Annotated in this window: 26 protein-coding genes; 19 read left to right on the forward strand and 7 right to left on the reverse strand. The window is 59.1% G+C overall.

Going from position 1 to position 25,396, the window contains the following annotated elements:
* Nucleotides 1-7 precede the first annotated feature (7 nt).
* The 5 genes from ACQ1W9_RS02565 to ACQ1W9_RS02585 all read left to right on the forward strand — a co-directional run bounded on the left by ACQ1W9_RS02565 (nucleotide 8) and on the right by ACQ1W9_RS02585 (nucleotide 3,603).
* Entirely contained in the window at nucleotides 8-199 is a 192-nt protein-coding gene (locus ACQ1W9_RS02565; protein ID WP_195860902.1) for a 2-hydroxymuconate tautomerase, read from the forward strand.
* A 31-nt stretch (nucleotides 200-230) separates the two neighbouring features.
* Complete coding sequence (locus ACQ1W9_RS02570; protein WP_431025179.1) at nucleotides 231-1,160, forward strand: flavin reductase; 930 nt, start codon at nucleotides 231-233, stop codon at nucleotides 1,158-1,160.
* 76 nt (nucleotides 1,161-1,236) lie between these two features.
* Nucleotides 1,237-1,806, forward strand: coding sequence for a nuclear transport factor 2 family protein (locus ACQ1W9_RS02575; RefSeq protein ID WP_431025180.1), 570 nt, complete (start codon nucleotides 1,237-1,239; stop codon nucleotides 1,804-1,806).
* A 70-nt stretch (nucleotides 1,807-1,876) separates the two neighbouring features.
* Nucleotides 1,877-2,941, forward strand: a complete 1,065-nt coding sequence (locus ACQ1W9_RS02580) for a hypothetical protein (RefSeq protein ID WP_431025181.1) — start codon at nucleotides 1,877-1,879, stop codon at nucleotides 2,939-2,941.
* A gap of 185 nt (nucleotides 2,942-3,126) precedes the next feature.
* Nucleotides 3,127-3,603 (forward strand): MarR family winged helix-turn-helix transcriptional regulator, encoded by a 477-nt coding sequence (locus tag ACQ1W9_RS02585; RefSeq protein WP_431025182.1) that lies wholly within the window; start codon nucleotides 3,127-3,129, stop codon nucleotides 3,601-3,603.
* Nucleotides 3,604-3,797: 194 nt separating this feature from the next.
* Here the strand turns inward: ACQ1W9_RS02585 and ACQ1W9_RS02590 are convergent, their stop codons facing one another.
* Nucleotides 3,798-4,154, reverse strand: a complete 357-nt coding sequence (locus ACQ1W9_RS02590; RefSeq protein ID WP_431025183.1) for a hypothetical protein — start codon at nucleotides 4,152-4,154, stop codon at nucleotides 3,798-3,800.
* A 183-nt stretch (nucleotides 4,155-4,337) separates the two neighbouring features.
* Here ACQ1W9_RS02590 and ACQ1W9_RS02595 point away from each other — a divergent pair, with 183 nt between their 5' ends.
* Complete coding sequence (locus tag ACQ1W9_RS02595; protein ID WP_431025184.1) at nucleotides 4,338-5,399, forward strand: cache domain-containing protein; 1,062 nt, start codon at nucleotides 4,338-4,340, stop codon at nucleotides 5,397-5,399.
* Between the two features lie 99 nt (nucleotides 5,400-5,498).
* On the opposite strand, the gene ACQ1W9_RS02600 is transcribed toward ACQ1W9_RS02595, so the two are convergent.
* Complete coding sequence (locus tag ACQ1W9_RS02600) at nucleotides 5,499-6,494, reverse strand: LLM class flavin-dependent oxidoreductase (RefSeq protein ID WP_431025185.1); 996 nt, start codon at nucleotides 6,492-6,494, stop codon at nucleotides 5,499-5,501.
* Nucleotides 6,495-6,664: 170 nt separating this feature from the next.
* Between ACQ1W9_RS02600 and ACQ1W9_RS02605 the strand changes: the two genes are divergently transcribed.
* Together ACQ1W9_RS02605 and ACQ1W9_RS02610 are read left to right on the forward strand one after the other, a co-directional pair.
* Nucleotides 6,665-6,832, forward strand: a complete 168-nt coding sequence (locus ACQ1W9_RS02605; RefSeq protein WP_346061304.1) for a hypothetical protein — start codon at nucleotides 6,665-6,667, stop codon at nucleotides 6,830-6,832.
* A 12-nt stretch (nucleotides 6,833-6,844) separates the two neighbouring features.
* On the forward strand, nucleotides 6,845-7,588 hold the full coding sequence (locus ACQ1W9_RS02610) for a sulfite exporter TauE/SafE family protein (protein WP_431025186.1): 744 nt from the start codon (nucleotides 6,845-6,847) through the stop codon (nucleotides 7,586-7,588).
* Between the two features lie 24 nt (nucleotides 7,589-7,612).
* Here the strand turns inward: ACQ1W9_RS02610 and ACQ1W9_RS02615 are convergent, their stop codons facing one another.
* Nucleotides 7,613-7,798, reverse strand: a complete 186-nt coding sequence (locus ACQ1W9_RS02615; RefSeq protein ID WP_431025187.1) for a hypothetical protein — start codon at nucleotides 7,796-7,798, stop codon at nucleotides 7,613-7,615.
* 413 nt (nucleotides 7,799-8,211) lie between these two features.
* Here ACQ1W9_RS02615 and ACQ1W9_RS02620 point away from each other — a divergent pair, with 413 nt between their 5' ends.
* From ACQ1W9_RS02620 to ACQ1W9_RS02650, 7 genes are all read left to right on the forward strand, one after another.
* Nucleotides 8,212-9,066, forward strand: coding sequence for a sugar phosphate isomerase/epimerase family protein (locus ACQ1W9_RS02620; RefSeq protein ID WP_431025188.1), 855 nt, complete (start codon nucleotides 8,212-8,214; stop codon nucleotides 9,064-9,066).
* A gap of 85 nt (nucleotides 9,067-9,151) precedes the next feature.
* Nucleotides 9,152-10,153 (forward strand): inositol 2-dehydrogenase, encoded by a 1,002-nt coding sequence (gene iolG, locus ACQ1W9_RS02625; RefSeq protein WP_431025189.1) that lies wholly within the window; start codon nucleotides 9,152-9,154, stop codon nucleotides 10,151-10,153.
* Nucleotides 10,154-10,370: 217 nt separating this feature from the next.
* The gene (gene fucP / locus ACQ1W9_RS02630; protein ID WP_431025190.1) at nucleotides 10,371-11,633 is read left to right on the forward strand and encodes an L-fucose:H+ symporter permease; all 1,263 of its coding nucleotides are present in this window, start codon (nucleotides 10,371-10,373) and stop codon (nucleotides 11,631-11,633) included.
* 439 nt (nucleotides 11,634-12,072) lie between these two features.
* Nucleotides 12,073-13,026: a substrate-binding domain-containing protein gene (locus ACQ1W9_RS02635; protein WP_431025191.1), complete on the forward strand. Its 954-nt coding sequence runs from the start codon at nucleotides 12,073-12,075 to the stop codon at nucleotides 13,024-13,026.
* An 89-nt stretch (nucleotides 13,027-13,115) separates the two neighbouring features.
* Complete coding sequence (locus ACQ1W9_RS02640; RefSeq protein WP_431025192.1) at nucleotides 13,116-14,678, forward strand: sugar ABC transporter ATP-binding protein; 1,563 nt, start codon at nucleotides 13,116-13,118, stop codon at nucleotides 14,676-14,678.
* Between the two features lie 37 nt (nucleotides 14,679-14,715).
* A complete protein-coding gene (locus ACQ1W9_RS02645) occupies nucleotides 14,716-15,717 on the forward strand; it encodes an ABC transporter permease (protein WP_431025193.1) in 1,002 nt (333 codons plus the stop codon).
* 671 nt (nucleotides 15,718-16,388) lie between these two features.
* Nucleotides 16,389-17,462, forward strand: coding sequence for a maleylacetate reductase (locus ACQ1W9_RS02650; protein WP_431025194.1), 1,074 nt, complete (start codon nucleotides 16,389-16,391; stop codon nucleotides 17,460-17,462).
* A 58-nt stretch (nucleotides 17,463-17,520) separates the two neighbouring features.
* Here ACQ1W9_RS02650 and ACQ1W9_RS02655 read toward each other — a convergent pair whose 3' ends face one another.
* Complete coding sequence (locus tag ACQ1W9_RS02655; RefSeq protein ID WP_431025195.1) at nucleotides 17,521-18,438, reverse strand: LysR family transcriptional regulator; 918 nt, start codon at nucleotides 18,436-18,438, stop codon at nucleotides 17,521-17,523.
* 137 nt (nucleotides 18,439-18,575) lie between these two features.
* Between ACQ1W9_RS02655 and ACQ1W9_RS02660 the strand changes: the two genes are divergently transcribed.
* Together ACQ1W9_RS02660 and ACQ1W9_RS02665 are read left to right on the forward strand one after the other, a co-directional pair.
* Nucleotides 18,576-19,442 carry an intradiol ring-cleavage dioxygenase gene (locus ACQ1W9_RS02660; protein WP_431025196.1) on the forward strand — a complete coding sequence of 289 codons (867 nt, stop codon included), beginning with the start codon at nucleotides 18,576-18,578 and terminating at the stop codon, nucleotides 19,440-19,442.
* A 74-nt stretch (nucleotides 19,443-19,516) separates the two neighbouring features.
* Complete coding sequence (locus tag ACQ1W9_RS02665) at nucleotides 19,517-19,822, forward strand: Dabb family protein (RefSeq protein WP_431025197.1); 306 nt, start codon at nucleotides 19,517-19,519, stop codon at nucleotides 19,820-19,822.
* 256 nt (nucleotides 19,823-20,078) lie between these two features.
* Here the strand turns inward: ACQ1W9_RS02665 and ACQ1W9_RS02670 are convergent, their stop codons facing one another.
* Nucleotides 20,079-21,164 (reverse strand): Gfo/Idh/MocA family protein, encoded by a 1,086-nt coding sequence (locus tag ACQ1W9_RS02670; protein WP_431025198.1) that lies wholly within the window; start codon nucleotides 21,162-21,164, stop codon nucleotides 20,079-20,081.
* Nucleotides 21,165-21,681: 517 nt separating this feature from the next.
* Here ACQ1W9_RS02670 and ACQ1W9_RS02675 point away from each other — a divergent pair.
* Both ACQ1W9_RS02675 and ACQ1W9_RS02680 read left to right on the forward strand, forming a co-directional pair.
* Nucleotides 21,682-21,951: a Gfo/Idh/MocA family oxidoreductase gene (locus ACQ1W9_RS02675; protein WP_431025199.1), complete on the forward strand. Its 270-nt coding sequence runs from the start codon at nucleotides 21,682-21,684 to the stop codon at nucleotides 21,949-21,951.
* 248 nt (nucleotides 21,952-22,199) lie between these two features.
* Nucleotides 22,200-22,943, forward strand: a complete 744-nt coding sequence (locus ACQ1W9_RS02680; RefSeq protein WP_431025200.1) for a sulfite exporter TauE/SafE family protein — start codon at nucleotides 22,200-22,202, stop codon at nucleotides 22,941-22,943.
* A 76-nt stretch (nucleotides 22,944-23,019) separates the two neighbouring features.
* Here the strand turns inward: ACQ1W9_RS02680 and ACQ1W9_RS02685 are convergent, their stop codons facing one another.
* The gene (locus ACQ1W9_RS02685) at nucleotides 23,020-24,138 is read right to left on the reverse strand and encodes a carbohydrate porin (protein ID WP_431025201.1); all 1,119 of its coding nucleotides are present in this window, start codon (nucleotides 24,136-24,138) and stop codon (nucleotides 23,020-23,022) included.
* Between the two features lie 219 nt (nucleotides 24,139-24,357).
* Nucleotides 24,358-25,386, reverse strand: a complete 1,029-nt coding sequence (locus tag ACQ1W9_RS02690) for an ABC transporter permease (RefSeq protein WP_251307941.1) — start codon at nucleotides 25,384-25,386, stop codon at nucleotides 24,358-24,360.
* Nucleotides 25,387-25,396: the final 10 nt, after the last annotated feature.

The following is a 25,396-nucleotide window of genomic DNA, read 5'->3' on the forward strand; positions in this document are numbered from 1 at the left end:
AACAGCCATGCCCACCGTTCACGTTTACATGATGTCGGGACGCACCCAGACCCAGAAGGAGACCCTGATCCGCCGCGTGACCGATGCGGTCATGACGTCCGTCGATGCCCCCGAGGAGAACGTGCGGGTGATCATCAGCGAGATCCCCAAGGGCGACTACGGCATCGCCGGCACCACCGGCGAGAAGCTGGGGCGTTAAAGACAACTACGACTGTGCTGGAGGATGCCAGATGAGCCTTGATACGAGAGATTTCCGCCGCGCCCTGGGCAAGTTCGCCACCGGGGTCACGGTGGTCACCACCCGGGATGGTAATGGTGAAAACTTCGGCGTGACCGCCAGCAGTTTCAACACGGTGTCGATGGATCCGCCGCTGATCCTGTGGAGCATCGACAAGGGCGCCTACAGCCTGGCCGCCTATCGGGATGCCGACCACTTCGTGGTCAATGTGCTGGGCAACGACCAGGTCGAGATCTCCAACCGCTTCGCGAGCCGCGGCGAGGACAAGTTCGCCGGGATCGGCATCGAAGAGGGGGTCGGTGGCGCCGCCAAGGTGAAGAACGCCGCGGCGCACTTCGAGTGCCGCACCTGGAACGTCTACGAGGGCGGCGATCACCTGATCATCGTCGGCGAGGTGGTGCGCTACGGCTACCGGGACGCGGGCAGCGCCCTGGTCTTCCATAACGGCCGCTACGCGGTGCCCGAGCCGCATCCCATGCTGCTGCCCGTGGACGAGCAGGGGGCCCTGGATGGTCGCCTGGGCAAGCACCTGCTTTACCTGATGCGCCAGGCGCTGGCCGCCTATCGCGGCGATTTCTATCCGCGGCTCGGCAGCCTGGGCGTCAACGACAAGGAGTGGCGGGTGTTGACCCTCTTGGCGGATCGCGGGCCCCTGGCGGCCGAGGTCCTGGCCCGCCGCGTGGCCCAGCCCCTGGCGGATCTCGAGGACACCCTGAGCGGACTCCGGGAGCGTTCCCTGGTGGAAACCGACGACGAGAACCGCATCACGCTGCGCGAAGCGGGCCAGGCGCTGGCGCTGCGCCTGCTGGCCATGGCCGACGACTATGAGCGCCGGTTGCTCGAAGGACTCGAGCCCGCCGAGGTCGACACCCTCAAGGCGGGGCTGGGCCGGGTGATCGAGCGCTTGGGGGCCCCGCACTAAGAGGTACTCGCTTGCTGCCTCTCACGCCGGAGGCGCAGTGCCCCCTATTTCATCGAGAAGATAAGGAGAGCAACCGATGCCGGAAGTATCGAATGCCGATCTGCAGGCGCTGATCACGCGTATCGAGGTGTTGGAGGCCGAGGCCGAGATCCGCCGGCTCCAGGCACGCTATATGTTCCTGTGCGATACGCCGCTTCCCGAGTATGGCGTCAAGAATGATGCCGAGCGTATCGACGCGATCATGGCGCTTTATAGCGAAGACGCCGTCTGGGAAGGGGTCGGCGATTATTACGACAACCAGTTCGGCCGCCTCGAGGGAGCGGCGGCGATTCGTCGCCATTTCGAGAACTTCTGGGGCCAGAAGCGCGACCCCGAGCTGCTCTTGAACGTGCACTACCTGACCTCCGAGCAGATCCATGTCGATGGCGATACGGCGGAGGGGCAGTGGGTGCACTGCCAGCCGTGGATCTTCTCCGATGGCTCCTCGCTGCTGCGCTCGTCGCGGCTGAACAATGCCTTCCGCCGCGAGCCGGACGGTCGCTGGAGGATCACCCGGACCCGCACCGAGAACGTCTTCGTGGCGCCACTGACCCGCGGCTGGGCGGAGGACTTCGCCAGGACCTCGGTCTTGATGAAACCGGCCTAGTCGCTACCTCGATTGATGCTTCCCCGAAGCATGGCAACCCAAGTACGACAACAAGACGGAGATCGAAAAGATGATGAACAAGAAAAAACTCGCCCTGGCGATCGCGTTGGCTGGCGTCTCGGCTCAGGCCTATGCCCTGGACCTGGGCGAGTTCAATGGCGCCCGATTCAGCGTGGGCGGGTACGTCAAGGGCGAGGGAATCTTCAACGACCCCGACGGTGGTGATAGCGACTTCGACGCCACCGCACGCCAGACGCGCCTCAACTTCCGGGTCGATCGGGAGGTCGAGGGGCACGATGTCACGGCCTTCGTGGAGGGCGACTTCTGGGACAATGCGACGGATACCAGTGACAAGAGCTATGCCATGCGTTTGCGTCATGCCTATATCCAGGTCGACAACCTGACGATCGGCCAGACCTGGTCGGGGCAGTTCTTCGCCAATGCGCCCTTCGATGTCGAGATTCTCGACTTCTATGGCACCGGTATCGGTACCGTTTCCGGCAGCGGCGCGGTCGTCCGCCCCGACCTGGTCATGCACTACACCACGGGCGGTTTCCGTTTCAGCCTTCAGGACCCGGTCAATCAGGAGGCCGATTTCCCGGATCTGGTGGCGGCCTATACGCATCGCACCGAGGCCGGGCATGCCTTCAATGTCGCCGTGACCGGCCGAGAGGTGGAGACCGGCGTGGACGATTCCGAGTTCGGTGCCTCGCTTTCCCTGGCGGCCAAGCTCAACTTCGGCGACACCGCCCTGGCCCTGAGCGGCTACACGGGGGAGGGCAACAACGTCTACTCCGGGTGGGGCTATAACGGCGCGACCGCCCCGGCCAGCATCGCCTCCCGGGGGGAGGTCAACGACACGGGCGACCTGGTCTCGACCACGGGCCTCTCGGCGGGGATCAGCCACCGCTTCGGTGAGCGGCTGCGTGGCAACCTGCGCTATGCCCAGGTGGAGGCGGATGAGGTGTCCCCCGGTGTGGCCGATGACACCCTGGAAACCATGAATGTCAATCTGATCTATACGTATTTGCCGGGCCTGGATTTCGGCATCGAATGGCGGGATCGTAATGCGCTGACCATGCCGCTGCGTCCGGCAGGCCAACAGGTGGAGCTGATGGCGATGTACAAGTTCTAGAAGGAGGCCACCGCCTCCTCGGCTGTGGCGTGTTTCGATCGTGCGGTTAATTTCGGCGAACCATCGGGCGTGATGGTTCGCCTTTTTTGTTCGCGGAGGCCCTTCTTTCGTCACGGTCGTCGGCTGCTGGAAGCGGGGGACACATGCTAGAATAATCAACTATTTCTTCGCGACGGCACGGGCCCATGGCTGACAAGGACGCACTCTCCCCCTCCTTCTTCCCCCTCTCCGAGGAATTTCGCTCCAGGGATTACCCCTTCTACTGGGTCGCTCGCCTGAACGCCAGGTACAGTGCCGATATGGATGCCCTGCTCAAGCCCAAGGGGCTGAGCTCCTCCAAGTGGCGGGTACTGATGATCCTGCATGAGCATGGCCGGCTCAGCATGTCGGATATCGCCATCCATACCGTGGCCAAGCTTTCGACGATCACCAAGATCGTCTACAAGATGCAGGAGGCCGAGCTGGTGGTGACGGCCCCCTCCGCCGAGGATCGCCGCGTCACCGAGGTAACCCTGACCGAGCAGGGCGAGGCGCAGTTGGAAGTGGCCCGGGAGCTTACCCACCGACTGGTGGAGAAGGCCTTCCATGGGCTGGATGCCGAGGAGATCGTGACCCTGAACCGCTGCCTGGGGAAGATCTTCAATAACCTGAAATCGATCTAGCTGTTAGTCACTCGCTATGGGGGCGATGGGGCTTATGAATTGGCCCGATGATCGGGTGGGGCGCTAGGGTGAGAGGCGTCTGGTCGCCCGCCAGGCGCACCCTTGCATCGTTCCGAGATGCATCCCAAGCATTACCCGTCTCGCTCCCGCCTCCCCCGCGGGAGCTTTTTTATGGCGGCGGGGCGGGGCCTGGCTCAGTGGCGGCGCTCGTCGTGCTCGTCCGACTTCACCTCGTAGTGGCCCTCCAGGGTCTCGTGGCGTCCCGGCGTGGCATGGTAATCGCCGCCCACGTCCTGGGCCTGGTCGGCGCGCATCTGCTCCATGCGCTTCTTCAAGCGATAGCGCAGCAGCGGCATCAGGGCCCAGCCCAGCAGCAGGAAGACCAGGCCCAGCACCAGGGCGACGACCATCATTACCCCGAACAGCAGCCAGAGCAGCAGCAGCTTGAGGGTGCCCAGCAGGCCTTGGGGACGCGTCTGGCGGGCGCGGGCCTGCCACTGGCGGGCGGCCTGCCAGGCCGGGTTGTGGCGCGGATCATGGGGATCGCTCATGACAACTCCTATCGGTGACTGCCCCCTTGGAACCCGGGGCACGGGATTCGTTCGCCTGGCCCGCTTCTTGCTTTGCTTAGGAGCCTATCGGATTCGATCGTGACGATCGGTCACACCCGACAGGCTTCCAGGATGAGTCCGCTATCGGCCTCGTCCCCGCATCCCAGCAGAAGGACGACCGCCATGCAAGATAACCGTATCCTCGAACTCGCCTATGCCATCGCCGAGACCACTCGCGACAAGGTGGGGGCCATCGAGTCGATCATGCGCGAGACCGAGATCCTCGCCCTCAACGCCCGCATCGAGGCGGCCCGGGCCGGGGCGGCGGGCGCCGCCTTCGGGGTGGTGGCCGAAGAGATGGGGCGGGTCTCCGGCAGCATCAGCGGCATCGCCCGGGGCTTTCGCGGCGAGGTGGAGGCCCAGGCCCAGCGTCTCGAGGAGGCGGGCACCGCCATGCTCACCGAACTGCGTGGCCAGCGATTCACCGACCTGGCGCTGAACGCGGTGGAGATCATCGACCGCAACCTCTTCGAGCGCTCCTGCGACGTGCGCTGGTGGGCCACCGACAGCGCCGTGGTCGAGGCCGCCGAGACGCCGACGGGGGACCATCTGGCCCACGCCAGTTCGCGTCTGGCCACCATCCTGCGCTCCTATACCGTCTACCTGGACCTGTGGATCACCGACCGCCAGGGCCGGGTGATCGCCAACGGCCGCCCGGACCGTTACCCGGGGGCCGTCGGTCATGAGGTGGCGGATCAGGACTGGTTCCGCCAGGCCCTGTCCACCGCCAATGGCGACGACTACAGCGTCGCCGATATCGCCCGGGAGCCGGTGCTGGGCGACGCCCCGGTGGCCACCTATGCCACCGCCATCCGCCGTGGCGGCCGTCACGACGGCGAGGTGTTGGGCACCCTGGGGATCTTCTTCGACTGGGCGCCCCAGGCCGAGGCGGTGGTCCAGGGAGTGGGGCTCGGCGAAGAGGAGCGGGCCCGCAGCCGGGTGATGCTGCTCGACGCCGAGGCGCGGATCATCGCCGATTCATGGGGCCGGGCCGCCCTTGACGAGCGCTACCCACTGGCCACCGAGGGCCGCGAGCGGGGCCATGATCAGTCGCCGGGGCGCCTGGTGGCCTTCGCCAGGACCCCGGGCTACGAGACCTATGCCGGCCTGGGCTGGTATGGGGTGATCGAGTATGCCGAAGAGGAAAGCGCCAAGGCAGTGCATAAGCCAGCACTTATTGAGTGAAAGTGGTGCATCGCCGGGCCCGGCGATTCGGGCTCCGGACCGGGTCGCGCCACCCTGGTGCCGCGACTCGGGCAGGATGCGCCAAGACGGCGCCCGCTTTTAGCGCCCCCTGGCCTCGGCGACCAGGCGATAGCTGGCCAGGCGATTCTCGGCGCTGTAGACGTCGGTATTGATCATCAGCTCGTCGGCACCGGTGGCCTCCAGGAAGGCCTCCAGCTCGTCGCGCACCGTCTCGGGGCCGCCGATAATGGCGGCGCCCAGGAACTGCTCCACCTGGGCGCGCTCCAGCGGCGTCCAGTCGAGCGCCTCCACCGGTGGCTGGGAGAAGGTGCGCCGGCCGCGGATCAGGTTGAGGAACTTCTGCTGGGCGCTGGTGGCCAGGTAGTGGGCCAGGGCGTCGCTCTCGGCGGCGATCACCGGCAGCCCCACCAGGGCATAGGGAGCATCTAGCTGTGGCGAGGGCCGGAAGGCTTCCCGGTAGCAGCGCAGGGCCTCGAACAGGTAGCCCGGGGCGAACTGGGCGGCGAAGGCGAAGGGCAGTCCCAGGCGCCCGGCCAGGCGGGCGCTGTAGTCGCTGGAGCCCAGCAGCCAGATCGGCACCCGGGTGCCCTGGCCGGGAATGGCACGCACCCGCTGTCCCGGGGTGGCCTCATCCAGGTAGCCGCGCAGTTCCTCGAGGCGCGCCGGGAAGTCGTTGACCCCGGCGCGGGGATCCCGTCCCAGGGCCGCCACGGTGGCGCCGTCGGTGCCCGGGGCGCGGCCCAGGCCCAGGTCGATGCGCCCGGGATAGAGGGTCTCCAGGGTGCCGAACTGCTCGGCGACCACCAGGGGCGCATGGTTGGGCAGCATGATGCCGCCGCTGCCAACCCTCAACCGCGAGGTGGCGCCGGCCACATGGCCGATCAGCACCGCCGTGGCGGCGCTGGCGATGCCCTCCAGGTTGTGGTGCTCCGCCAGCCAGTAGCGGGTGAAGCCCAGCGCCTCGGCCTGGCGGGCCAGTTGCACCGTCTCGCGGAAGCTGTCGGCGATGCTGCCGCCCTGGCGCACCGGGGCCAGGTCGAGCACCGAGAGGGGAGTCGAGGCGAGTCGAGACATGGTAGACACCGCAGTAAATAGTTAGCTTGCTCGCTATCATCCCGGGGCAGAAGGCGCTTTGCAATGGGGACGGGCTATCGCCGCGATAGGCGGGGCGTTGGCGCCTCGCCGTTGGTGGGGGGACGAATTGCGCTTATGATAAAGAGCCGTACACCCCATGACAGGCCCCCATGTCTCCACGCCGACCCAGTCGCGGCGCCACTCGCCGCCCCCGTCCCGGCCAGCGCCTGAAGTTCGAATGCTGGCTCGACCGCTGGCTGGATCGCGCCGTGGATATCGCCGTGCTGACCGCCCTGGCGGTGGGCCTCGCCGCCCTGCTATTGACCCTGCTGCGCTGAAAAGGACCTTCGATGCTGCCCGACTACTCCTGGCTCGCCTGGGGCCTGATCGTGCTCTCCACCTTCCTCACCGGAATCTCCAAGGGCGGCTTCGCCGGGGGCTTCGGCACCCTCTCGGTGCCGCTGATGGCGCTGGCCATCGGCCCCATCGAGGCGGCCGGCCTGCTGCTGCCGCTACTGCTGGTGATGGACGCCTTCACCGTCAAGGCCTGGTGGGCCCGCCATGATGGCGCCGAGGTACGCCGCCTGCTGCCCGGGCTGGCGCTGGGGGTGGCCGTCGGCACCCTGCTGGCCGGCAGCCTCGACGAGGACGGCGTGCGCCTCTTGCTGGGCATCCTCTCGCTGCTGTTCGCCGCCTATATGCTGCTGCGCCCGGCGGCGGGGCGCCCCATCTCGCCGCGCTGGGCCCTGCCCGCCGGCACCGGCTGCGGCTTCACCAGTTTCCTGGCCCATGCCGGGGCGCCGCCACTGAATCTCTACCTGGTGCCGCGGCGACTTTCCAAGGAGACCTTTATCGCCACCAGCGCCATCGCCTTCGCCGCGGTCAACCTGATCAAGCTGCCCCCCTACCTGTGGCTCGGCGAGATCAACCTGACCAGCGCCTGGGCGTCGCTGGCGCTGGTGCCGGTGGCCTGGGCCGGGGTCAAGAGCGGCCTGTGGCTGCAGCACCGGGTCAGCGAAGCGCTCTTCTATCGGCTGGTGATCGTCGCCATGGTGATCGTCGGCGTGCAGCTGCTGATCAAGGTGCTGGGGTGAAGGGATAAAATGACACTGTCACGTCTATGGGGCGTGGCGGCGTGGTGCAGGTACGGTGTTGAGAATCAGGGGGCGACGCACCTTGACGCCGGAGACTCGGGCCGCCTGAGCGTTGGCGCCGAAGTTGATCCAGGTGAACTGATCGGTGGGCATGCGGACCGGCTGGTCATCCGTGTAGGCCTGAGCCAGGCCGTAGGCACTGACCATCATGCATGCTCAGGGTGGTGATGAGGGGCGGAGTCTCCACGAAGAAGATCAGGGTGCCGTTGACCAGGCCGCTCGAGAAACGTCGGTAATGACAGACTGGGTTGGAACTGGATAGGATCGCGAGCCATGACGTTAACTCCTTGACTTTCCATGTGATTTCAGTTTTCCCGCAGTCTGGCGTGATGGCGGACCAACATGAGTAATCAGGAAACATTATGTCTGGCAGGGGGGGCTTTTCCACATAGTGAAAAATAGATTTGCACATACGATCTTTTCTACTTGAAAGCGAAAAGCTAGGGTCTTACTTAAGTGGTGGCGTGAGCCCAAAGGTGCCGTATTTTTGGCTTGGGTGTTTTTTCCTAAGCAGCCTGGCTGGAGCCAAATAAATTCAGTAACTGTCTATCTGGAGTCTGCACATGAGTACGCAAAACATCGAACTGCTGGCAGCCTATTTTACACTCTCTGGCGACGTGTATCCGTTCGGGCCTACTGAGGTTAGTCCGTTTGCATTTGGCGATCGCGTCGAGGCCGCCGCTGAGGCTGGATACACCGGTTTCGGTCTGATCCACGACGATTTGATGTCCACTGTTGACAGGATCGGCTTTCGGGAAATGCGTCGTATACTGGAGGCAAATGGCATCAAGCACGTTGAGTTCGAATTCTTGGGTAACTGGTACAAGGATGGCGAGCTGCGGCGTGCCTCCGACAAGATGCGAGGTGAGTTGCTGAATGCGGCTCAAGAGCTCGGCGCCCGGGCCATCAAGACCGCTCCTGGTCTCCATGAAGAATACGCAGACATCCCCCTGATGGTCGAGAATTTCGCTCGCCTGAGTGAGGATGCCGCTGCGCATGGCACCAACATCGTTTTGGAAATCATGCCCTTCAGCAATGTGCGGACCATTGATACCGCGCTTGAGTTGGTGCAAGGGGCTAACCATCCCAACGGTCAGCTGCTCCTGGATATCTGGCACCTCGCCCGTGGCGGTGTGGATTTCAAGGATATCGCCCGCATTCCACCTCAGTTCATCGGCTCCATCGAGCTGGACGACGCCGACAAGTACGCCATAGAGCCTCTGTGGCAGGACACTATTCATCGTCGTCGCCTGCCGGGCGAAGGTGTGCTGGATGTTTCCGGCTTCATCAAGGCCGTTCAAGCGACAGGGTATAGCGGCCCATGGGGTGTGGAGATCTTGTCCGAGGTGGAGCGAAAACTGCCGCTGCAGGATATGGCGCGTCGCTCCTATGACACCACTATCGCCCAGTTCCAGTGACCTGATCTATATCGTGCGGGAGTGAATGCTCCCGTACTGCCTATTCAATAATAATAGGTGGCTTGGCCACCCATGGATGTTCATCATGTTACGAGTAGCTGTTCTCGGCGCTGGCCGAATTGGTAAGATTCATGCAGAAAATGTTGAGAAAAATTCCCGAACCCGCCTTGCTGTGGTTGTCGATCCTTGGAAAGAGGGCGCCGACGCACTGTCGAGTCAATTGGGGTGTGATGTTGCTTACGACTATGTCGCTGCCATCGATCGTGATGACGTAGATGCGGTATTGATCGGAACTCCGACAGAATTGCACATCGAGCTGATGTTGCATGCCGTCAACTTGGGTAAGCCGGTGTTTTGTGAGAAACCCATTGACCTGGACTACGATCGCGCCAAGGCTGCGGTTGATCAACTCGAGGCCCTCAATGGCAGGGTGATGCTGGCATTCAATCGCCGCTTCGACCCGGACTACCTTCAGTTGCGGCAGGCTATCGATGCTGGAGAGATTGGAGAGGTCCGTCAGGTGATTATCACCAGCCGTGACCCTGGGCTCGCGCCTCGTGCCTATCTGGAAGGCTCCGGCGGCATCTTCCGTGATATGACCATCCATGATTTCGACATGGCCCGAAGCTTGCTCGGCGAAGAGCCGGTAGAGGTTTTCGCTCTCGGTAGCCGCCTAGTCGATCCGACTCTGGATCAGATTCCGGACTTTGACAGCGTGATGGTGGTACTGCGTACGGCATCGGGTAAGCAGTGCCATATCAACTGCTGCCGCGAAGCGGTCTACGGCTTTGACCAGCGCCTGGAGGTTTTTGGCTCCAAGGGCATGCTGTTGAACGAGAATCATCGTCCCAGTACAGTCCGTCGCTGGAGTGCGCAAGCTACTGACGTGCGCGATCCACTGCTCAACTTCTTTATGGAACGCCATGCTGATTCCTACAGGATCGAGCTGGACCGCTTCCTTGATGCGCTGGAGTCCAACAGCCCGATGCCGGCCACCCCTCGTGATGGTCTCAGTGCGCTCCATCTAGCGAATTGTGCCGCCGAGTCGGCCGAGAGTGGCAAGCTGATTCGCATTGGCGTGAACTGACAGAAATGGTGCCCGCGGCCTCCCATCCTAAAGAGCGCGGGCATGTGGGGCATACACCAAGAAAGCAGGATGAAGGCTTCGCATCATAGCAAATGTAAAACGCGAAGGAACTGATATAAGTGTGGCCTCAAGTTGACCCTGAGGCGGCTATTGTTAAAAGTATCCTTAGAAAAATATAAAACTTTCTATGGCTAACAAGATATAAAAGGTACCGGCCATGAATATGAGCACCCAGGCCATTAGCGGGATTTTCCGTGGCCATAAAGCGCTATCAAATACGCAATTGGCGTTTGTTCTTATAACCAGTCTTTTTTTCATGTGGGGCCTGTCGCATGGCCTTCTCGATATACTGAACAAACATTTTCAGGATACATTAAATGTGTCCCGGGCTCAGTCTGGGCTAGTCCAAACTGCCTACTTCGGCGCCTACTTTCTCATCGCCTTACCGGTCGGAATTTTCATGGAGCGCTTCGGTTATAAAGCCGGTATTATGGCTGGCCTGGCATTGTTCGCTTTGGGCGCCTTGCTGTTCCTTCCTGCCTCTCTCGCCGGCACTTTTTCACCCTTCCTGGTAGCTCTATTCGTCCTTGCCTGTGGTCTAGCCTGTCTGGAAACCGCAGCAAACCTCTATGCAGCTGCCCTGGGTGATCCCGAGAAGGCCGAACAACGCCTAACGCTCGCCCAGTCGTTTAATGGACTCGGTGCCTTCATCGGTCCGGTTATCGGTGGCGCCGTTTTCTTTTCGCCACCCATAGAGTTTTCCGGCACGAAAATCGAGCCGGTTTCTCTGACCTACGCCGTCTTGGCAGGCGTTGTGCTGCTGATGTTCGTCGTGTTCGCCCGCATTCAGCTTCCGGAGATCCGCAGTGAAAAAACCTCGTCTGCGGATGCCCAGTCGCTTGGTGCCGTGAGCATGTGGCGAAAGAGTAACTTCACCGGTGCGCTTCTGGCTCAGTTCTGCAACGTGGGGGCGTATGTGGGGATCGGTGCCTTCTTTATCAACTATGCAATTGATCACTGGCATGGGATCTCCGCACAGAAGGCATCGTTTCTGTTGTCGCTAGGCATGCTGGCGTACATGGTGGGTCGCTTCGCCGGTACCTGGATCATGCGCTACGTGCCTGCTCGCTCGATGCTTATTCTGAATAGCCTGGTGAGCATGGTACTGTGTCTCGTTTCGATAGCTGGTGTAGAAAAGGTTTCGGTCTTTGCTGTCGTCTTGATCTATCTGTTCATGTCCGTGATGTACCCGACCGTCTTCGCGATGGGTGTTCGCGGCTTAGGGCCTCAGACCAAGAAGGCAGGTTCCTTCCTGGTAATGACCTTGGTAGGAGGCGCTTTTCTGCCACTGGCTATGGGGGCACTTGCCGACCACTTAGGAACCGCCTCTGCCTTCTACGTACCGCTGGTATGCTTCGCCATTATTGCGTGGTACGGCCTCAGCCAACCGCCGATCTCGGTAGCTAGTAAGGCTTACTAAATCCATACGAAATCGAACGGCAGCTGTGGGCCTTGCTAAGTACTGGTCTGTGGTTAGGGGATCGGCTTGCCATAAATTCTTGGGACGCTGATCGAATATCAAGTAGAAGTTGTGGGAGGCTAGTATGAACAGGATAGAAGGAAAGGTAGCTCTGGTAACTGATGACGGTCTGGGAGTTATCCGCACGATAGCTGAACTATTCGTAGATGAAGGCGAGAAAGCCAATGTGGGAGGTTTTCACCAATACGAATAGTTTGACAGCGAAAATTTGTAAGCAAGTGTCTTGGAAGTTTATCGAAACTGTCATGGCGTAGCCATTCATAGCACTCAGGAAAGACTAAACAATAAATAACAGTTCAGCGCTATCCAGTAACCCTGAATCCCAGACGGGATACAGTCTCGACTGGAGCCTGATTCGATCCATAAGAGGATTTCGATTATGAAAGCTAACATCAAGAATAGTGCACTGGCAACATTGCTTGCCACCAGCCTTTTGATGCCTGCCGCACCCCTGCTCGCCGCTGGAGAGAAAGTGGCCATCAGCTTCCAAACGCTGTCCATCCCTTTCTTCATTTACATGCATGAACAGGCGATTGAAGAGGCGGAGGCTCTAGATATTGATCTGTTCGTTCAGGATGCGCAGGCCTCATCGGCCAAGCAGACCTCCGATATTGAAAATGCCCTTATTCAGGGTGTCGAGGCTGTGATACTAACTCCAAACGATGTGGACGCTCTCGCGCCGGTTGTCAATGAAGTACTGGATGAGGAAATTCCGGTCATCGCCGTGGACCGTCGAGTCGAAGGGACTTCTTCTCCAGTGCCCTACGTAACTGCAGACAATGTCGCTGGCGGACGACTCATGGGCGAGTGGGTGATCGAAAATATGCCAGATGGCGCGGATGTTGTGCTGATTACCGGTCAAATAGGCTCGACCACAGCGATGGACCGAGCTAGAGGGGTGCGTGAGGCGCTGGCTGACGCCGGAAGTAACTTTAGGATCGTGGCCGAGCAAACCGGCGAAGCGGAACGTGCCAAGGCGATGACAGTGGTTGAAAACATTCTCACGGCCTCTTCGGGAAACCCGCCCGACGTGATCATCAGCTCCACCGGGGATATGACTCTTGGTGCTGTCGAGGCTGTCCAGGGAATGGGGTTGAGCGATCAGATCAAGATCATCGGCTATGATGCTTATCCGGAAGTACTGGAGGGAATCAAGGTCGGTGAGATCACCGGCGTCGTCGAGCAAAGCCCGAGCCAGCAGATCCGTACCGCCTTACGTCTGGCAGTCGACAAGATTCGCAATGGAACAGAGATCGAGTCCGTTACCGTTGAACCCATCATGGTGACTGCTGACAACCTTGAACAAGCAGAGCAATTCAGTGTTATCGATTAGTCAGTTTGGTCTGTATTTTTGACGGGAAATTCCGGGGAAGAGTACTGCTCTTTCCCGGGTTGCTGGATCTTGGGTTGGGAGGAATCGGTATGACAGATCTTCTGCTGCGGGTTCGAAACATAAAAAAGAGCTTTCCCGGAATTGTCGCGCTCAATGGCGTGCATCTCGAAGTGGGTAAAGGCGAAGTACATGCTCTTTTGGGAGAGAATGGAGCCGGCAAGTCAACTACCATAAAAATACTCGCAGGGGCTCAGCCGGCTGACCCTGGACAAGGGTCCCTCGAATTCGATGGTCACGAGCTGGCTGCACATGACACGCCGATTTGTCGGCAGGATCTCGGCATCATCACCATCTATCAGGAATTCAATCTTATTCCGGGGATGTCAGTTGCCGAGAACATGTACATCGGACGGGAGCCTCTCCGCCATGGGTTGGTGGATTGGAAGCGGATGTTCAGCGATGCGCAGGCAGTACTCAGCGAGTTGGGTCTAACTTTTACGCCTAGAACGCTTGTACGCAAGCTGAGCGTCGCCGACCAGCAGATGGTTGAGATCGCGAAGGCGCTAACCATGAACGCGAAGCTCATCATCATGGATGAACCGACCGCAGCGCTGAGTGGGCGCGAAGTGGACAAGCTGCATCAAATCATTGCGGATCTGAAAAACAAGGGCATCAGCATCATCTACGTATCGCACAAGCTCAACGAAGTGAAGGCCTGTTGCGATCGTTACACTATCTTTCGTGACGGCACCTATATCGCCTCCGGTGAGGTGGAGGATGTCGGCGTCGACGACATCGTGCGGCTCATGGTGGGGCGAGATGTAGAATTCGTACGCAAACCTCTTACTGGCCCTCCAGGTGATGTGATGTTGAAGGTGAAAGGTGTGTCACGGACGAGTGGTGGTATTGGCCAAGATCTCCATGCGACTGTGTTGCGTGATATGTCAGTCGAAGTACGTGCCGGCGAGATCGTTGGATTCGCTGGCCTTGTAGGTGCCGGACGTACCGAACTGGCAAGGGTTATATTCGGCGCTGATTCTTGCGACGAGGGGGTTATCCATGTTAACGGTCGCCAGGTTTCTCCACTTAGCTCACCGCGCGAAGGAATTGCATCAGGTGTGGCGCTCGTTCCAGAGGATCGCAAGCAACAAGCTTGTTTCTTGGGGCATTCAATTCGCTGGAACATAAGCTTACCAAGCCTTGGTAGGTTGAAACGCTGGGGGCTTTTTATCGATAGTCACGAAGAGTCGTTATTGGTTGAGGAGTACCGAAAGCGCCTGCATATTAAGATGGCCAACGACAATGTGGCGCTAGGAACTCTGTCTGGTGGAAATCAGCAGAAAGTCATCTTGGCACGCTGTATGGCATTAAAGCCCAAGGTGCTTATCGTCGATGAGCCAACTCGAGGCATCGATGTCGGCGCCAAAGCTGAAGTGCATCAAGTTCTTTTCGATATGGCGAGGGCCGGTATTGCCGTCATCGTTATTTCCTCTGAGTTGCCTGAGGTCATGGCGGTGAGCGATCGTATAGTTACGTTCAGAGACGGGGAAGTCTCTGGTGTTGTTTCGTCGGAGGAAGCAACGGAAGAGAGACTTATGCAGGGAATGGCTCATAGAATGGCTATCCAAGCCGAGCATAGAGATGTGGCCTAATCTGGCTAACACTGAAATATCTAGCGAGGTAAATAAAATGAGCATGCCAGCAGAAAAGAACTCAGTCGCCAGTGCCCGAAAAAAATTCGATCTCGTCGGCTTTCTCAATAAGTATGGTGTCCTGTTATTTCTTGTTGCGCTGATCGCCATATTTACTGTGTACAATCCGTTGTTCCTTTCCGCCAGGAATGTCACCAATATTCTCACTGAGGTCTCCATCTACGGAATTATCGGTGTAGGCATGACCTACATCATTCTTACCGGCGGTATAGATCTTTCGGTAGGTTCACTGCTCGCATTCTCAGCAATCTGCGGTGCCTACCTGATGAAAGCCGTGGGCGGGGACTTCGTCATGGGCTGGCTTGTGGCCATGCTTGCCGCATGTATGGTGGGTACGGCAGCGGGATACGTCCACGGTAAAGTCGTCACTCGATTTGGTGTGCCGGCATTCATTGTCACGCTTGGCGGTCTAAGCGTCTGGCGAGGCACAACGCTCATCGTCAATGACGGTGCTCCTATCAGTGGCTTTAACGAAGCATATCGTTGGTGGGGCCGTGGCGATGTACTAGGCTTGCCAGTCCCTGTACTGGTCTTCTTTGTTGTGGCGTTGGTGGGGTATGTCGTTTTGCATTACACTCGCTATGGACGTCAAGTCTACGCTGTGGGTGGCAATCCGGAAGCAGCTCGCCTTTCTGGGCTAAGCGTACCTTCAGTTCTCCTTAGCGTATACGTGGTCACTGGGTTCCTTGCTGGTCTCGCTGGGTTCTTGCTCTCCGCTCGGCTCGGTTCTGCTGAGGCAGTCGCTGGAACAGGCTATGAGCTGCGCGTGATCGCTGCCGTTGTCATCGGTGGGACGAGCCTGTTCGGTGGCCTTGGCGGAGTCGGCGGTACGGTCATTGGTGCGCTGCTGATTGGTGTGCTCATCAATGGTTTGGTGATCATGAACGTGTCGTCGTACTACCAGCAGGTGGTTATTGGGATCATCATCGTACTGGCCGTCGGCTTCGACACCTTCGCAAAATCGAGGAGTAAATCTTGACGATAACTGGGTGCGCCTCTGGCTAATTTAATTGATTTAATTCCTTGCCTCTAAGGCGTAATTGCTTAGCTGGTCGGGTGATTTCTTCGGTCTAACTATGTAGATCTCCGCCAAGCCAGTCCCATGGCTGGCCTGGCCTTTTATTGCAAATAACTGATTTTTTGGGTGGTGGTTTTTCTGGGGAGTGGCTGTCTTAAGATACGAAAAAATAATAAAAATCGATGCTTGTTTAGATAAATTGAATAATTCACTGAAGCTATGGTTTTTCTCATTATGTGGGCTGAGCATGGTTTTTCGCAAGATGAAAAAAACTTTTTAGTCTGTGAGCATTCCATGAATTCAATAAGAAGTCTATGCTCATTGTTAACTCTATAGCTCCTGTGCGCTATGGCATGAGTTCATGCTGTCCGGTGCCCTGATTGTCTTCCAGTGCGCCAGTCATACTTGGCAGGTAAATAGGAATTTTCTTGGGGGCTCTGCTATGAAAGAGCAAGACATAGAGCTGTTGGAGCCATGCTTGACGGTTCAGGGTGATGTGTATTTATTACCATCACGAATTTATCCTTACTCGTTTCAGGATATCATCGAATAGGCGGTATGAGTCGGTAACAAAGCAACAGGATCACTACTGCATCGATGGTTGGGTGCACCCATTTTCTCAGGAGTCACTGATGGCTACAGACAAGTTTATTTACAACGCGCAACCCGCTCGGGTGATCTTTGGCAAGGATTCGCTTCAGGAATTGGCCAATGAAATCGAGCGTCTCGGGGCACATCGTGCGCTCGTCCTGTCCACCCCAGACCAGCGCAAGCAGGCCGAACACGTTGCCGAGCTGCTGGGTTCACGGGCGGCGGGGATTTTCGACAAGGCCGTCATGCACGTGCCGATCGAAACGGCGCATGAGGCACGAGAGGTGGCCAAGCAGTTGGAAGCCGACTGTGCTGTGGCCATCGGTGGCGGCTCGACGACGGGACTCGGCAAGGCCATCGCCATGGAGTCCGAGTTGCCGATCCTGGCGATTCCGACCACCTACGCTGGATCCGAAATGACGCCGGTCTACGGTCTGACCGAACAAGGGTTGAAAAGGACCGGCAAGGATCCGCGGGTATTGCCCAAGACCGTCATCTATGATCCCGGCCTGACTCTGAGCCTACCGGTCGGCCTGTCGATCACCAGTGGTATGAATGCCATCGCGCATGCCGCCGAAGGCCTCTATGCCCAGGATGGCAATCCGGTGATGTCCTTGATGGCCGAAGAAGGGATCCGGTCGATGGCGCAGGGGCTGACGACGCTCGTGGATCATGCCGATGACTACGGTGCGCGCAGCGACTGCCTGTACGGTGCCTGGCTCTGCGGCACGGTGCTGGGGCACGTGGGCATGGCGTTGCACCATAAGCTTTGCCATACGCTGGGCGGTAGTTTCAATCTGCCGCATGCGCCGACCCATACCGTGGTATTGCCCCATGCCATCGCGTTCAACGCCGAAGCGGCGCCGGAGGCGACAAGGCGCATCGCCAGAGCCCTGGGCGATGAGCACGCCCCGGCGGGAGCGGCGCTGTACGATCTGGCGAAGCGCCTGGGCGCTCCCTTGACGCTGCGCGAGCTGGGGCTGACGGAACCCGACCTGGATCGGGCTACGGACATTGCTCTCTCCAACCCCTACTGGAATCCCCGTCCCATAGAGCGCGATGGCATCCGGAAACTGTTACAGGATGCCTTCGAGGGGACCCGTCCCTCAGCGTGATGCGCCCCTTGTCGTGATGAAGTCAGGCACGCCTGCAGCGTGGGCGTGCCGGAGAGATTCATAGTGTGTTCCAGTTTTCCTCATAGCCTTTCTTTCTGAAATCTTCTAAAAGAAAGTCAATGAACAGGCGGGTCTTGGCAGGCATGTAGCGCCGTTCTTGAAAGGCGATGTTAATGATCAGCTGGGGCAGGCGCCAGTCGTGCAAGACGGGAATAAGGCGGCCGGCAACCACGTCATCGTAGATGATATACATCGGCTGCACGAGAATGCCGAGCCCCGAGAGTGCCGCTGAGCGGATAATCTGCCCATCGTTGCACTCCAATGTGGGTTCGATGTGTATAGAAGCCTTCTCGTTTCCTCTGGTGAAGTTGAGCCGATAGGGGTCGTTGGCATAACTATAGATGATTAAGTCATGATTGCCAAGCTCCTCCACGGTTTTGGGCGTTCCCTTACGCCTCAGGTAGTCAGGGGAGGCGGCGAGGACACGCCGATTCTGTGCTAGTCGCCGTATTGTGATATTAGAATCGGGCTCAAACTCCTTCGTGCGTATGGCAAGGTCGATCTCACTATCCATGATGTCGTGGTAACGATTGGCACCAATTATGTGGACCTTGATTCTTGGGTAACGTCTCTTGAATTCGGGCAGAAGCGGCGCGATGTGCAGTTTGGCGAAGGAGATGGTGGCCGTCACTGTCAGGGTGCCTGTGGGCTCCACTACGGATGAATTGACGGCGGTTTCCGCTTCGTGATATTCGCTCAGCAGGTTCTTGCTTCGTTGGTAAAAGTCATGGCCTATCTTGGTCAGCGACAAGTGACGTGTGCTGCGCTCGAGCAAGCGCACCTTAAGTCTAGACTCGAGTGAATTCAAGTGCCGAGTGGCACTGGCATTTGAAATGTCGAGTTGTTCGGCAGCCTTGCTCAACGTCCCCAGTTCGACGGCATGAACAAAGAGCTCGAGCTCGGTTAATCTGTCCATTGTTCATGGGCTCCAGGTGGTGGTTCATTATTTCTTATATGAAAAATAAAATTTCAATCCGGATGTTTTCCCTGATTATATGGTCATCTATGCTGGAATCAATAGGGTCGTGACCGACCCAGGATGAGGGAGGAGATATGCGAAACCTGAATGAGAGAACCATTACACAGGCTGTGCTGAAAAGCAATGCTGGGAGCAGTGATGACCGCCTACAGGAGGTCATGGCCAGCCTCGTTCAACACCTTCATGCGTTTGCCCGTGAGGTTAACCTCACGGAAAAAGAGTGGCAATATGGTATCGAGTTCCTGACATCGGTCGGACAGATCTGCAGCCCGACCCGCCAGGAGTTTATTCTCCTGTCAGACACCTTGGGACTTTCGACCCTGGTAACTGCTCAGAACCACAAGAAACCCGAGGGATGCACCGAAGCCACCGTTTTCGGTCCCTTTCACGTCGAGGGAGCTCCCCACTACCAACTGGGCGACGATATCAGCAATGGTATGACAGGGGAACCGTGGTATATCAGCGGCAAGGTACTGGATCAGAATGGTGAGCGAATCCCGAATGCCAGAATCGAAGTTTGGCAGGCGGACGATGCCGGTTACTATGATGTGCAGTCTCCCGAACTGGCGGAACACCAGGGGCGTGGAGTGTTGCAAGCCGATGAGCAGGGGAACTACTATTTTAAGTCGATCGTCCCCGAGGCGTATCCAATTCCCCATGACGGCCCCGTGGGGAAAATGCTCGAGGCCTTGAACCGACATCCATGGCGCCCGGCCCACCTACACTTCATGATCACGGCCCCCGGTTATGAACGGCTAGTTACGCACGTGTTCCGTGAGGGTGGCGACTACCTGGATTCCGATGCGGTGTTCGGCGTCCGCTCATCGCTTATTGCCGACTGGATCCGCCATGAAGAAGGTATGATACCTCACGGAGGTTATTCAGACACTCCTTTCTATACTATGAATTTCGATTTCATTCTCAACACTGAAGACGAGTAAGGCTCCTTCCTTGAGCCTGGCTAACGGAGACGTGGTCAGGTTTTTTTGTTGAAAAATACGGCGGAGGTGTATTGATGAATATTGTGAAGCATATCGTCATGTGGGATGTCAAAGGCGATACCGATAAGGAAAGGCGGAAGCATATTGAGATCCTGAAGACGGCTTTCGAAGGTCTACAGGGAAAGATCCCGGGGATGAGGAGGCTGGAGATTGGTGTGGACGTCAGCAACATCGACTATGCATGCGATGTGGTACTGTACTCGGAATTCGATTCTTTGGAAGCTTTACAGGGCTATGCCTCTCACCCGGAACACTTGCGCGTTCGCCGGGAACTCGGCGATATGCGTATTGCTAGGCATCAAGTGGATTACGCCATGTGATAAAACAGGTCAAGGTTATCTTGAGAGTTAAGAGTTTATTCATGCCCTGCGTTGTCGTCACACCTGGGCATGTTCTTTATCAGGCGTGGCTTTCTGGGGCGCCTGATCAGTTTAGGGGGTAAGATTAAACCAGTCTCTTCCTGTGCAGGCAGCAAGTGAGAGTTAATCAGAGAACGATGCTAACGGAACATAGCATGCCAGGTTACAAAAAAGGGTTGGTGAACTGCGTCGCCAACCCCTTATCCATATCGCCGATTCAGGCTCCGGGGACTACCTCGGCGCCGGATTGCTGCGATGACGCAAACAGTGCCTCGATCAACAGGTTGACATTGAGGGCCTGTTGGGCTGGTACCTGGGACGGTGCACCGGTGCGGATCGAGTTGACGAACGCCTCTGCCTCGCGCTCGAAGAAGAAGGGGTTACCGATCTCCGCAAGCTCGGGGGAATATTCGGTTTTCTTGGCCGCCCACTGAACCGGAAAGGTCGTATCCTGCCACGAGCTCCAGCCACGAGTGTGACCCTGTCGGCCGGTATCGTAGATCTTGTAACTGGCTGGCAGCGGGTTGGCCTGCATGATGCCATCAGTACCATAAGCCGTGATGTTCCAGCTTTCCAGCCAGGGTAGGGGATCCCACGAGAAGAAGTCCACCACCACGATCTTGTCACTGTAGTTCAGTACAGCGCCGGCGGCATCTTCTCGGTAGTTGTCATCCATCTGACGTGGGAACTTGGAGATACGAGCATTGACGGAAAGCGGCATGCCGAAATGATGGATGATTTGATCGATGAGGTGGCAGCCGATGACAAACATAGCCCCACCCATGTCCTCGGGCTGGTTCAGGTGGCTGGTAGCCGCTTCATCGTGCGACGTCCCCCCATGGGCGCGTACCTGCATGACCTTGCCCAGGCGACCACTCTTCAACGCTTCGTGCATGGCAGCTACCGACGGGGCATGCCGCCAGCAGTAGCCGACCTGCAGTAACCCACCGGTACGCTCCGCAGCATCGCGAATCCGTCGGGCGTCATCCGAGTTACGACCTGCCGGCTTTTCGACAAGTACCGCCTTGCCGGCTTCCAACGCTTCAATGGATAGGTCTGCCATCTTATCGCTCTTGGAGTGAATGATGACCGCCTGAATTTCAGGGTCCTCCATCACCTCCCGCTTGCCTCGGATCTCCAGGTCGAAGGCATTGGCAAACACTGGCGTCAGATGGCTGTCGTCGACGGCGCATGTGACCTGGATATTTTCCATCTTGTTGAGTGCCTTGACGCGTCCTGAGGTATGCGGATGGGTAATGCCCAGGCAAGCCACCTTCAAGGGGGTATCGGGACCGATATTCATATAGCCTCCTGTTGTTGAAGTTTGCATTGAGTGCTGGCCACTGCTGGAGAGAATCCTGATTCCTCCCATGGCAGTGGAGTTGTTGTGGGTTTAAGGGCGTTTCAAGTGTCTTTAGCATAGATGGCAGCATCTGGTTACTAAACGTCAATTATCAAATTCTCTTTTTCAGTTTTCGAAAAACTCAGTAGTCGGTTGTGTGAAAGTTTATAAAAAACAGGTGGTTGGTTTTTCGAAAATAATTAATGGGATGGTTTTTGGTACTAAAGTTCAAGGCTTTGGTTTGATGGTTCTGGCGGGGAGGCGTATATTTGATTTTCAAGTGGCGACGTCATGTCCTGAGTCCATTGTTCAGCTTGCTGCCTGAATACTCGTAATCATGATTCGAATTTCAAAAAAGTCGCAAGGTTCGAGCTCTATTGACCTGCCTCCTGGGATTGACAGGTGGGACCACCAGCTATCGTGAGGTCGAAAGACCACGGTGCAATGAACACAACTATACCTTCAGATGAGCGTGACCATGTCTATAGAAAAGCACTTTCCAACGGTTCGGTGGGGGATTCTGGGCGCCGCGCGTATCGCCAAAGAGCATGTCATTCCCGCCATGCATGCTAGTCAACATGGCCAGTCGCAAGCCATTGTGGCAAGAGACCAAGACAGAGCGTCGAAGACCACCAAGGGTTTTGACATTCTGACCACCTATGGCTTCTACGAGGCTTTGCTCTCCGCTCCCGACATTGATGCCGGTATATTCCGTTGCCCAATCATCTGCACGTGGAATATGTACTGAAGGCGCAGGGAAGGGCAAGCATGTGCTGTGCGAGAAGCCGGCCGCCCTGACGGCGACACAGCCAGAGAAGCTACAGGATGCTGCCCAGTATCTGCATCTCATCGGCAGCCAAGGCAGTCTCGACCTCCCCTTGCCTTTCATCGCCCCCCATGACAGGCCTACCACTCTGGCCTTCGATGACGCCAAGGATCTCTACGCATGCCATGCAATGAGTGATGGCATGACGGAAGCTCTTCAGGATACTCGGCATGCTCCCTGACTACTCCTGGCTCGCCTGGGGCCTGATCGTGCTCTCCACCTTCCTCACCGGAGTCTCCAAGGGCGGCTTCGCCGGGGGCTTCGGCACCCTCTCGGTGCCGCTGATGGCGCTGGCCATCGGCCCCATCGAGGCGGCCGGCCTGCTGCTGCCGCTGCTGCTGGTGATGGACGGCTTCACCGTCCGCGCCTGGTGGGGCCGCCATGATGGCGCCGAGGTACGCCGCCTGTTGCCCGGGCTGGCGCTGGGGGTGGCCGTCGGCACCCTGCTGGCCGGCAGCCTCGACGAGGACGGCGTGCGCCTCTTGCTGGGCATCCTCTCGCTGCTGTTCGCCGCCTATATGCTGCTGCGCCCGGCGGCGGGGCGCCCCATCTCGCCGCGCTGGGCCCTGCCCGCCGGCACCGGCTGCGGCTTCACCAGTTTCCTGGCCCATGCCGGGGCGCCGCCACTGAATCTCTACCTGGTGCCGCGGCGACTTTCCAAGGAGACCTTTATCGCCACCAGCGCCATCGCCTTCGCCGCGGTCAACCTGATCAAGCTGCCCCCCTACCTGTGGCTCGGCGAGATCAACCTGACCAGCGCCTGGGCGTCGCTGGCGCTGGTGCCGGTGGCCTGGGCCGGGGTCAAGAGCGGCCTGTGGCTGCAGCATCGGGTCAGCGAGGCGCTCTTCTATCGGCTGGTGATCGTCGCCATGGTGATCGTCGGCGTGCAGCTGCTGATCAAGGTGCTGGGCTGAGCCCTGGCGCCATAGGCCCGAGTGCAAAAAGCCCCGCCGAGGCGGGGCAAGAGGACACACGAGCGAGGGGCGGGGTTCAGAAGTGGTACTTGAACCTCAGGCGGCCGCCGTAGCGGTCGGCGTCGTCCAGATCGTCGATCTCCTCGTGATCGACCCGGCTATAGAAGGCGCCGAGGTAGAGGTCGAAATTCTCGATGCCGATGGCATCGGGAAAGCGGTAGGAGGCATAGAGCGTATCCACCGTGTATTCGCCCGGTTCGGTCAGGCTCCCCATGGCCCCGGGCTTGACCTCGTCGATCTCGTTGCGGGCATGGATATAGCCCAGGCCGGCGTTGCCCCAGAGCGCGTTGAGGCCCAGGGTCAGGTTGTCCTCCTGATGGGCATCCAGGTAAGCCAGGTTGGCATTGACCGACCAGTCGCCGGCGGCGTAGGAGAGGCGCGTGCCATAGCCGGTGCGGTCGCTGATATCCTCGCCGCGTTCGTCGACCAGGGCATCGTCGACCAGGTTGGTTTCCGCCCCCACGGCCAGCGTCCAGGGGCCGGGGGTCCAGGCCAGCACCGGACGCACGATAAAGGAGTTCTTGCTCTCCTCTAGCGCGAAGCCATGGTAGGTGCCGCCGTTGTTGCCGTTCTCGAAGAGGTCGGTGCGATCCCCGAACAGGGTGGCGAGCTCGGCATAGAGGTCGCCGCTGCGCTGGCTGAGCAGCACCTGGCCCGAGTTCCCGGCGCGACCGCGGCCCTCCTTGGCCTGATAGACATAGCCCTGGCCATCGGCATAGAGGCCATCCGAGGTGTCGCCGCTGTAGCCGACGAAGACGTCCTGGCCCAGGGGGAAGAGGTCGAAGGCCTCGAAGCGGCCGATCTTGAGCTCCAGGCCGCCAGCGTTGCCCAGGGCCAGCCAGGCATCATCCAGGCCGAAACCGCCGTCGGTCTGGATCAGCGGCTGCGCCTTGAAGCGCGCGTAATTGCCCGTGGCGCTGGTGCGCTCGCCGCTCACGTCGAGCAGGATGCGCCCGGTCTGGTTGTACTCGTCGCTGGTGTCGATCTCGTCGTCGGTGAAAATGGGGCCCGACTGGGTGTTGTAGGAATTGATATCGAGTTCCACATCGCCGCCGAAGCTGAGTCGGCCCTGCTCGTTTTCCAGGGTGATGCCGGCGAAGGCCGGGGCGGTGGCGGCGAGGGCGAAGGATCCCATCAGGGTTGTTATTGAAGTCTTCACTGCATTCCTCATGTCATCGTTGTTGTGTTGACGAGTTAGCGTGGGTGTTGCTGGCTTGCGTGACTGGGGCGGTGACCTCCCTGTGGCGAATGGGCAAGGCGTAGCTCTTGGCCGAGGCGAAGGCCTCGGTCAGGCGGGCGTTGACAGGCGAGAAAGGGAGCCGCACCGGAGTCTTCCGGCGCGGCGGGGTCGGGCTTAGACGGTCTTGTTGCGCTTGCGCTGGCGGTATTGGTCGATCACCACGGCGGCGACGATGATGGCGCCCTTGACGATGTCCTGGTAGTAGGCGTCGACGCCCAGGAAGGTGAAGCCCGAGAGCATCACGCCGAGGATCAGGGCGCCGATCACGGTGCCGGCGATGCGGCCCACGCCGCCGGCCAGGCTGGTGCCGCCGATCACCGCCGCGGCGATGGCATCGAGCTCATACATCAGGCCCATGCCGGCCTGGCCGGTACCGGCCCGGGCCGAGGCCACCACCCCGGCCAGGCCGGCGAGCAGGCCGGCGATGGTGTAGACCAGCACCAGGTGCCGGCGCACATTGATGCCGGAGACCCGGGCGGCCTGGGGGTTGGCGCCGATGGCGTAGGTGTACTTGCCGTAGCGGGTGTACTTCAGGGCGATATGGAAGAACACCGCCACGGCGAGGAAGATGATCACCGGGTTGGCGCCGGAGCCGATCCAGGTGAACTGCTCGGTGAGCATGCTGACCGGCTGGCCGTCGGTGTAGGCGCGGGCCATGCCCCGGGCGCTGACCATCATGCCCAGGGTGGCGATAAAGGGCGGAATCACCGCGAAGGCGATCAGGGCACCGTTGACCAACCCCGCCAGGGCCCCGACCAGCAGGCCGGCGAGTAGCGGGAAGACCCAGGGCAGGTCGGTCAGCGCCGGGTAGACGGCGCGCAGGTACTCCGACTGCTGGGCCAGGCTGGCGGTCACCATGGCGGTCAGGGCCAGTACCGATCCCGAGGAGAGGTCGATGCCGCCGGTGATGATCACCTGGGTCACGCCGATGGCGATGATACCGATGATCGACATCTGCAGGATCATGATCAGCAGGCGGCGCGGGTTCATCAGGAAGGAGTCGCCGCGGATCGCCCAGCCGAGGACCTCGAACAGCACGGCGATGCCGATCAGCACCAGGAAGATACTGACCTCGGTGGGGATCTTGCGCTTACGCTTCTTGGGCGCTTCGAGTGGCGTATTGGTGTCGGTTGTTGTCGTCATTGTCTTTACC

Source organism: Halomonas sp. H5, assembly GCF_050613175.1.
Taxonomy (GTDB): domain Bacteria; phylum Pseudomonadota; class Gammaproteobacteria; order Pseudomonadales; family Halomonadaceae; genus Bisbaumannia; species Bisbaumannia salifodinae.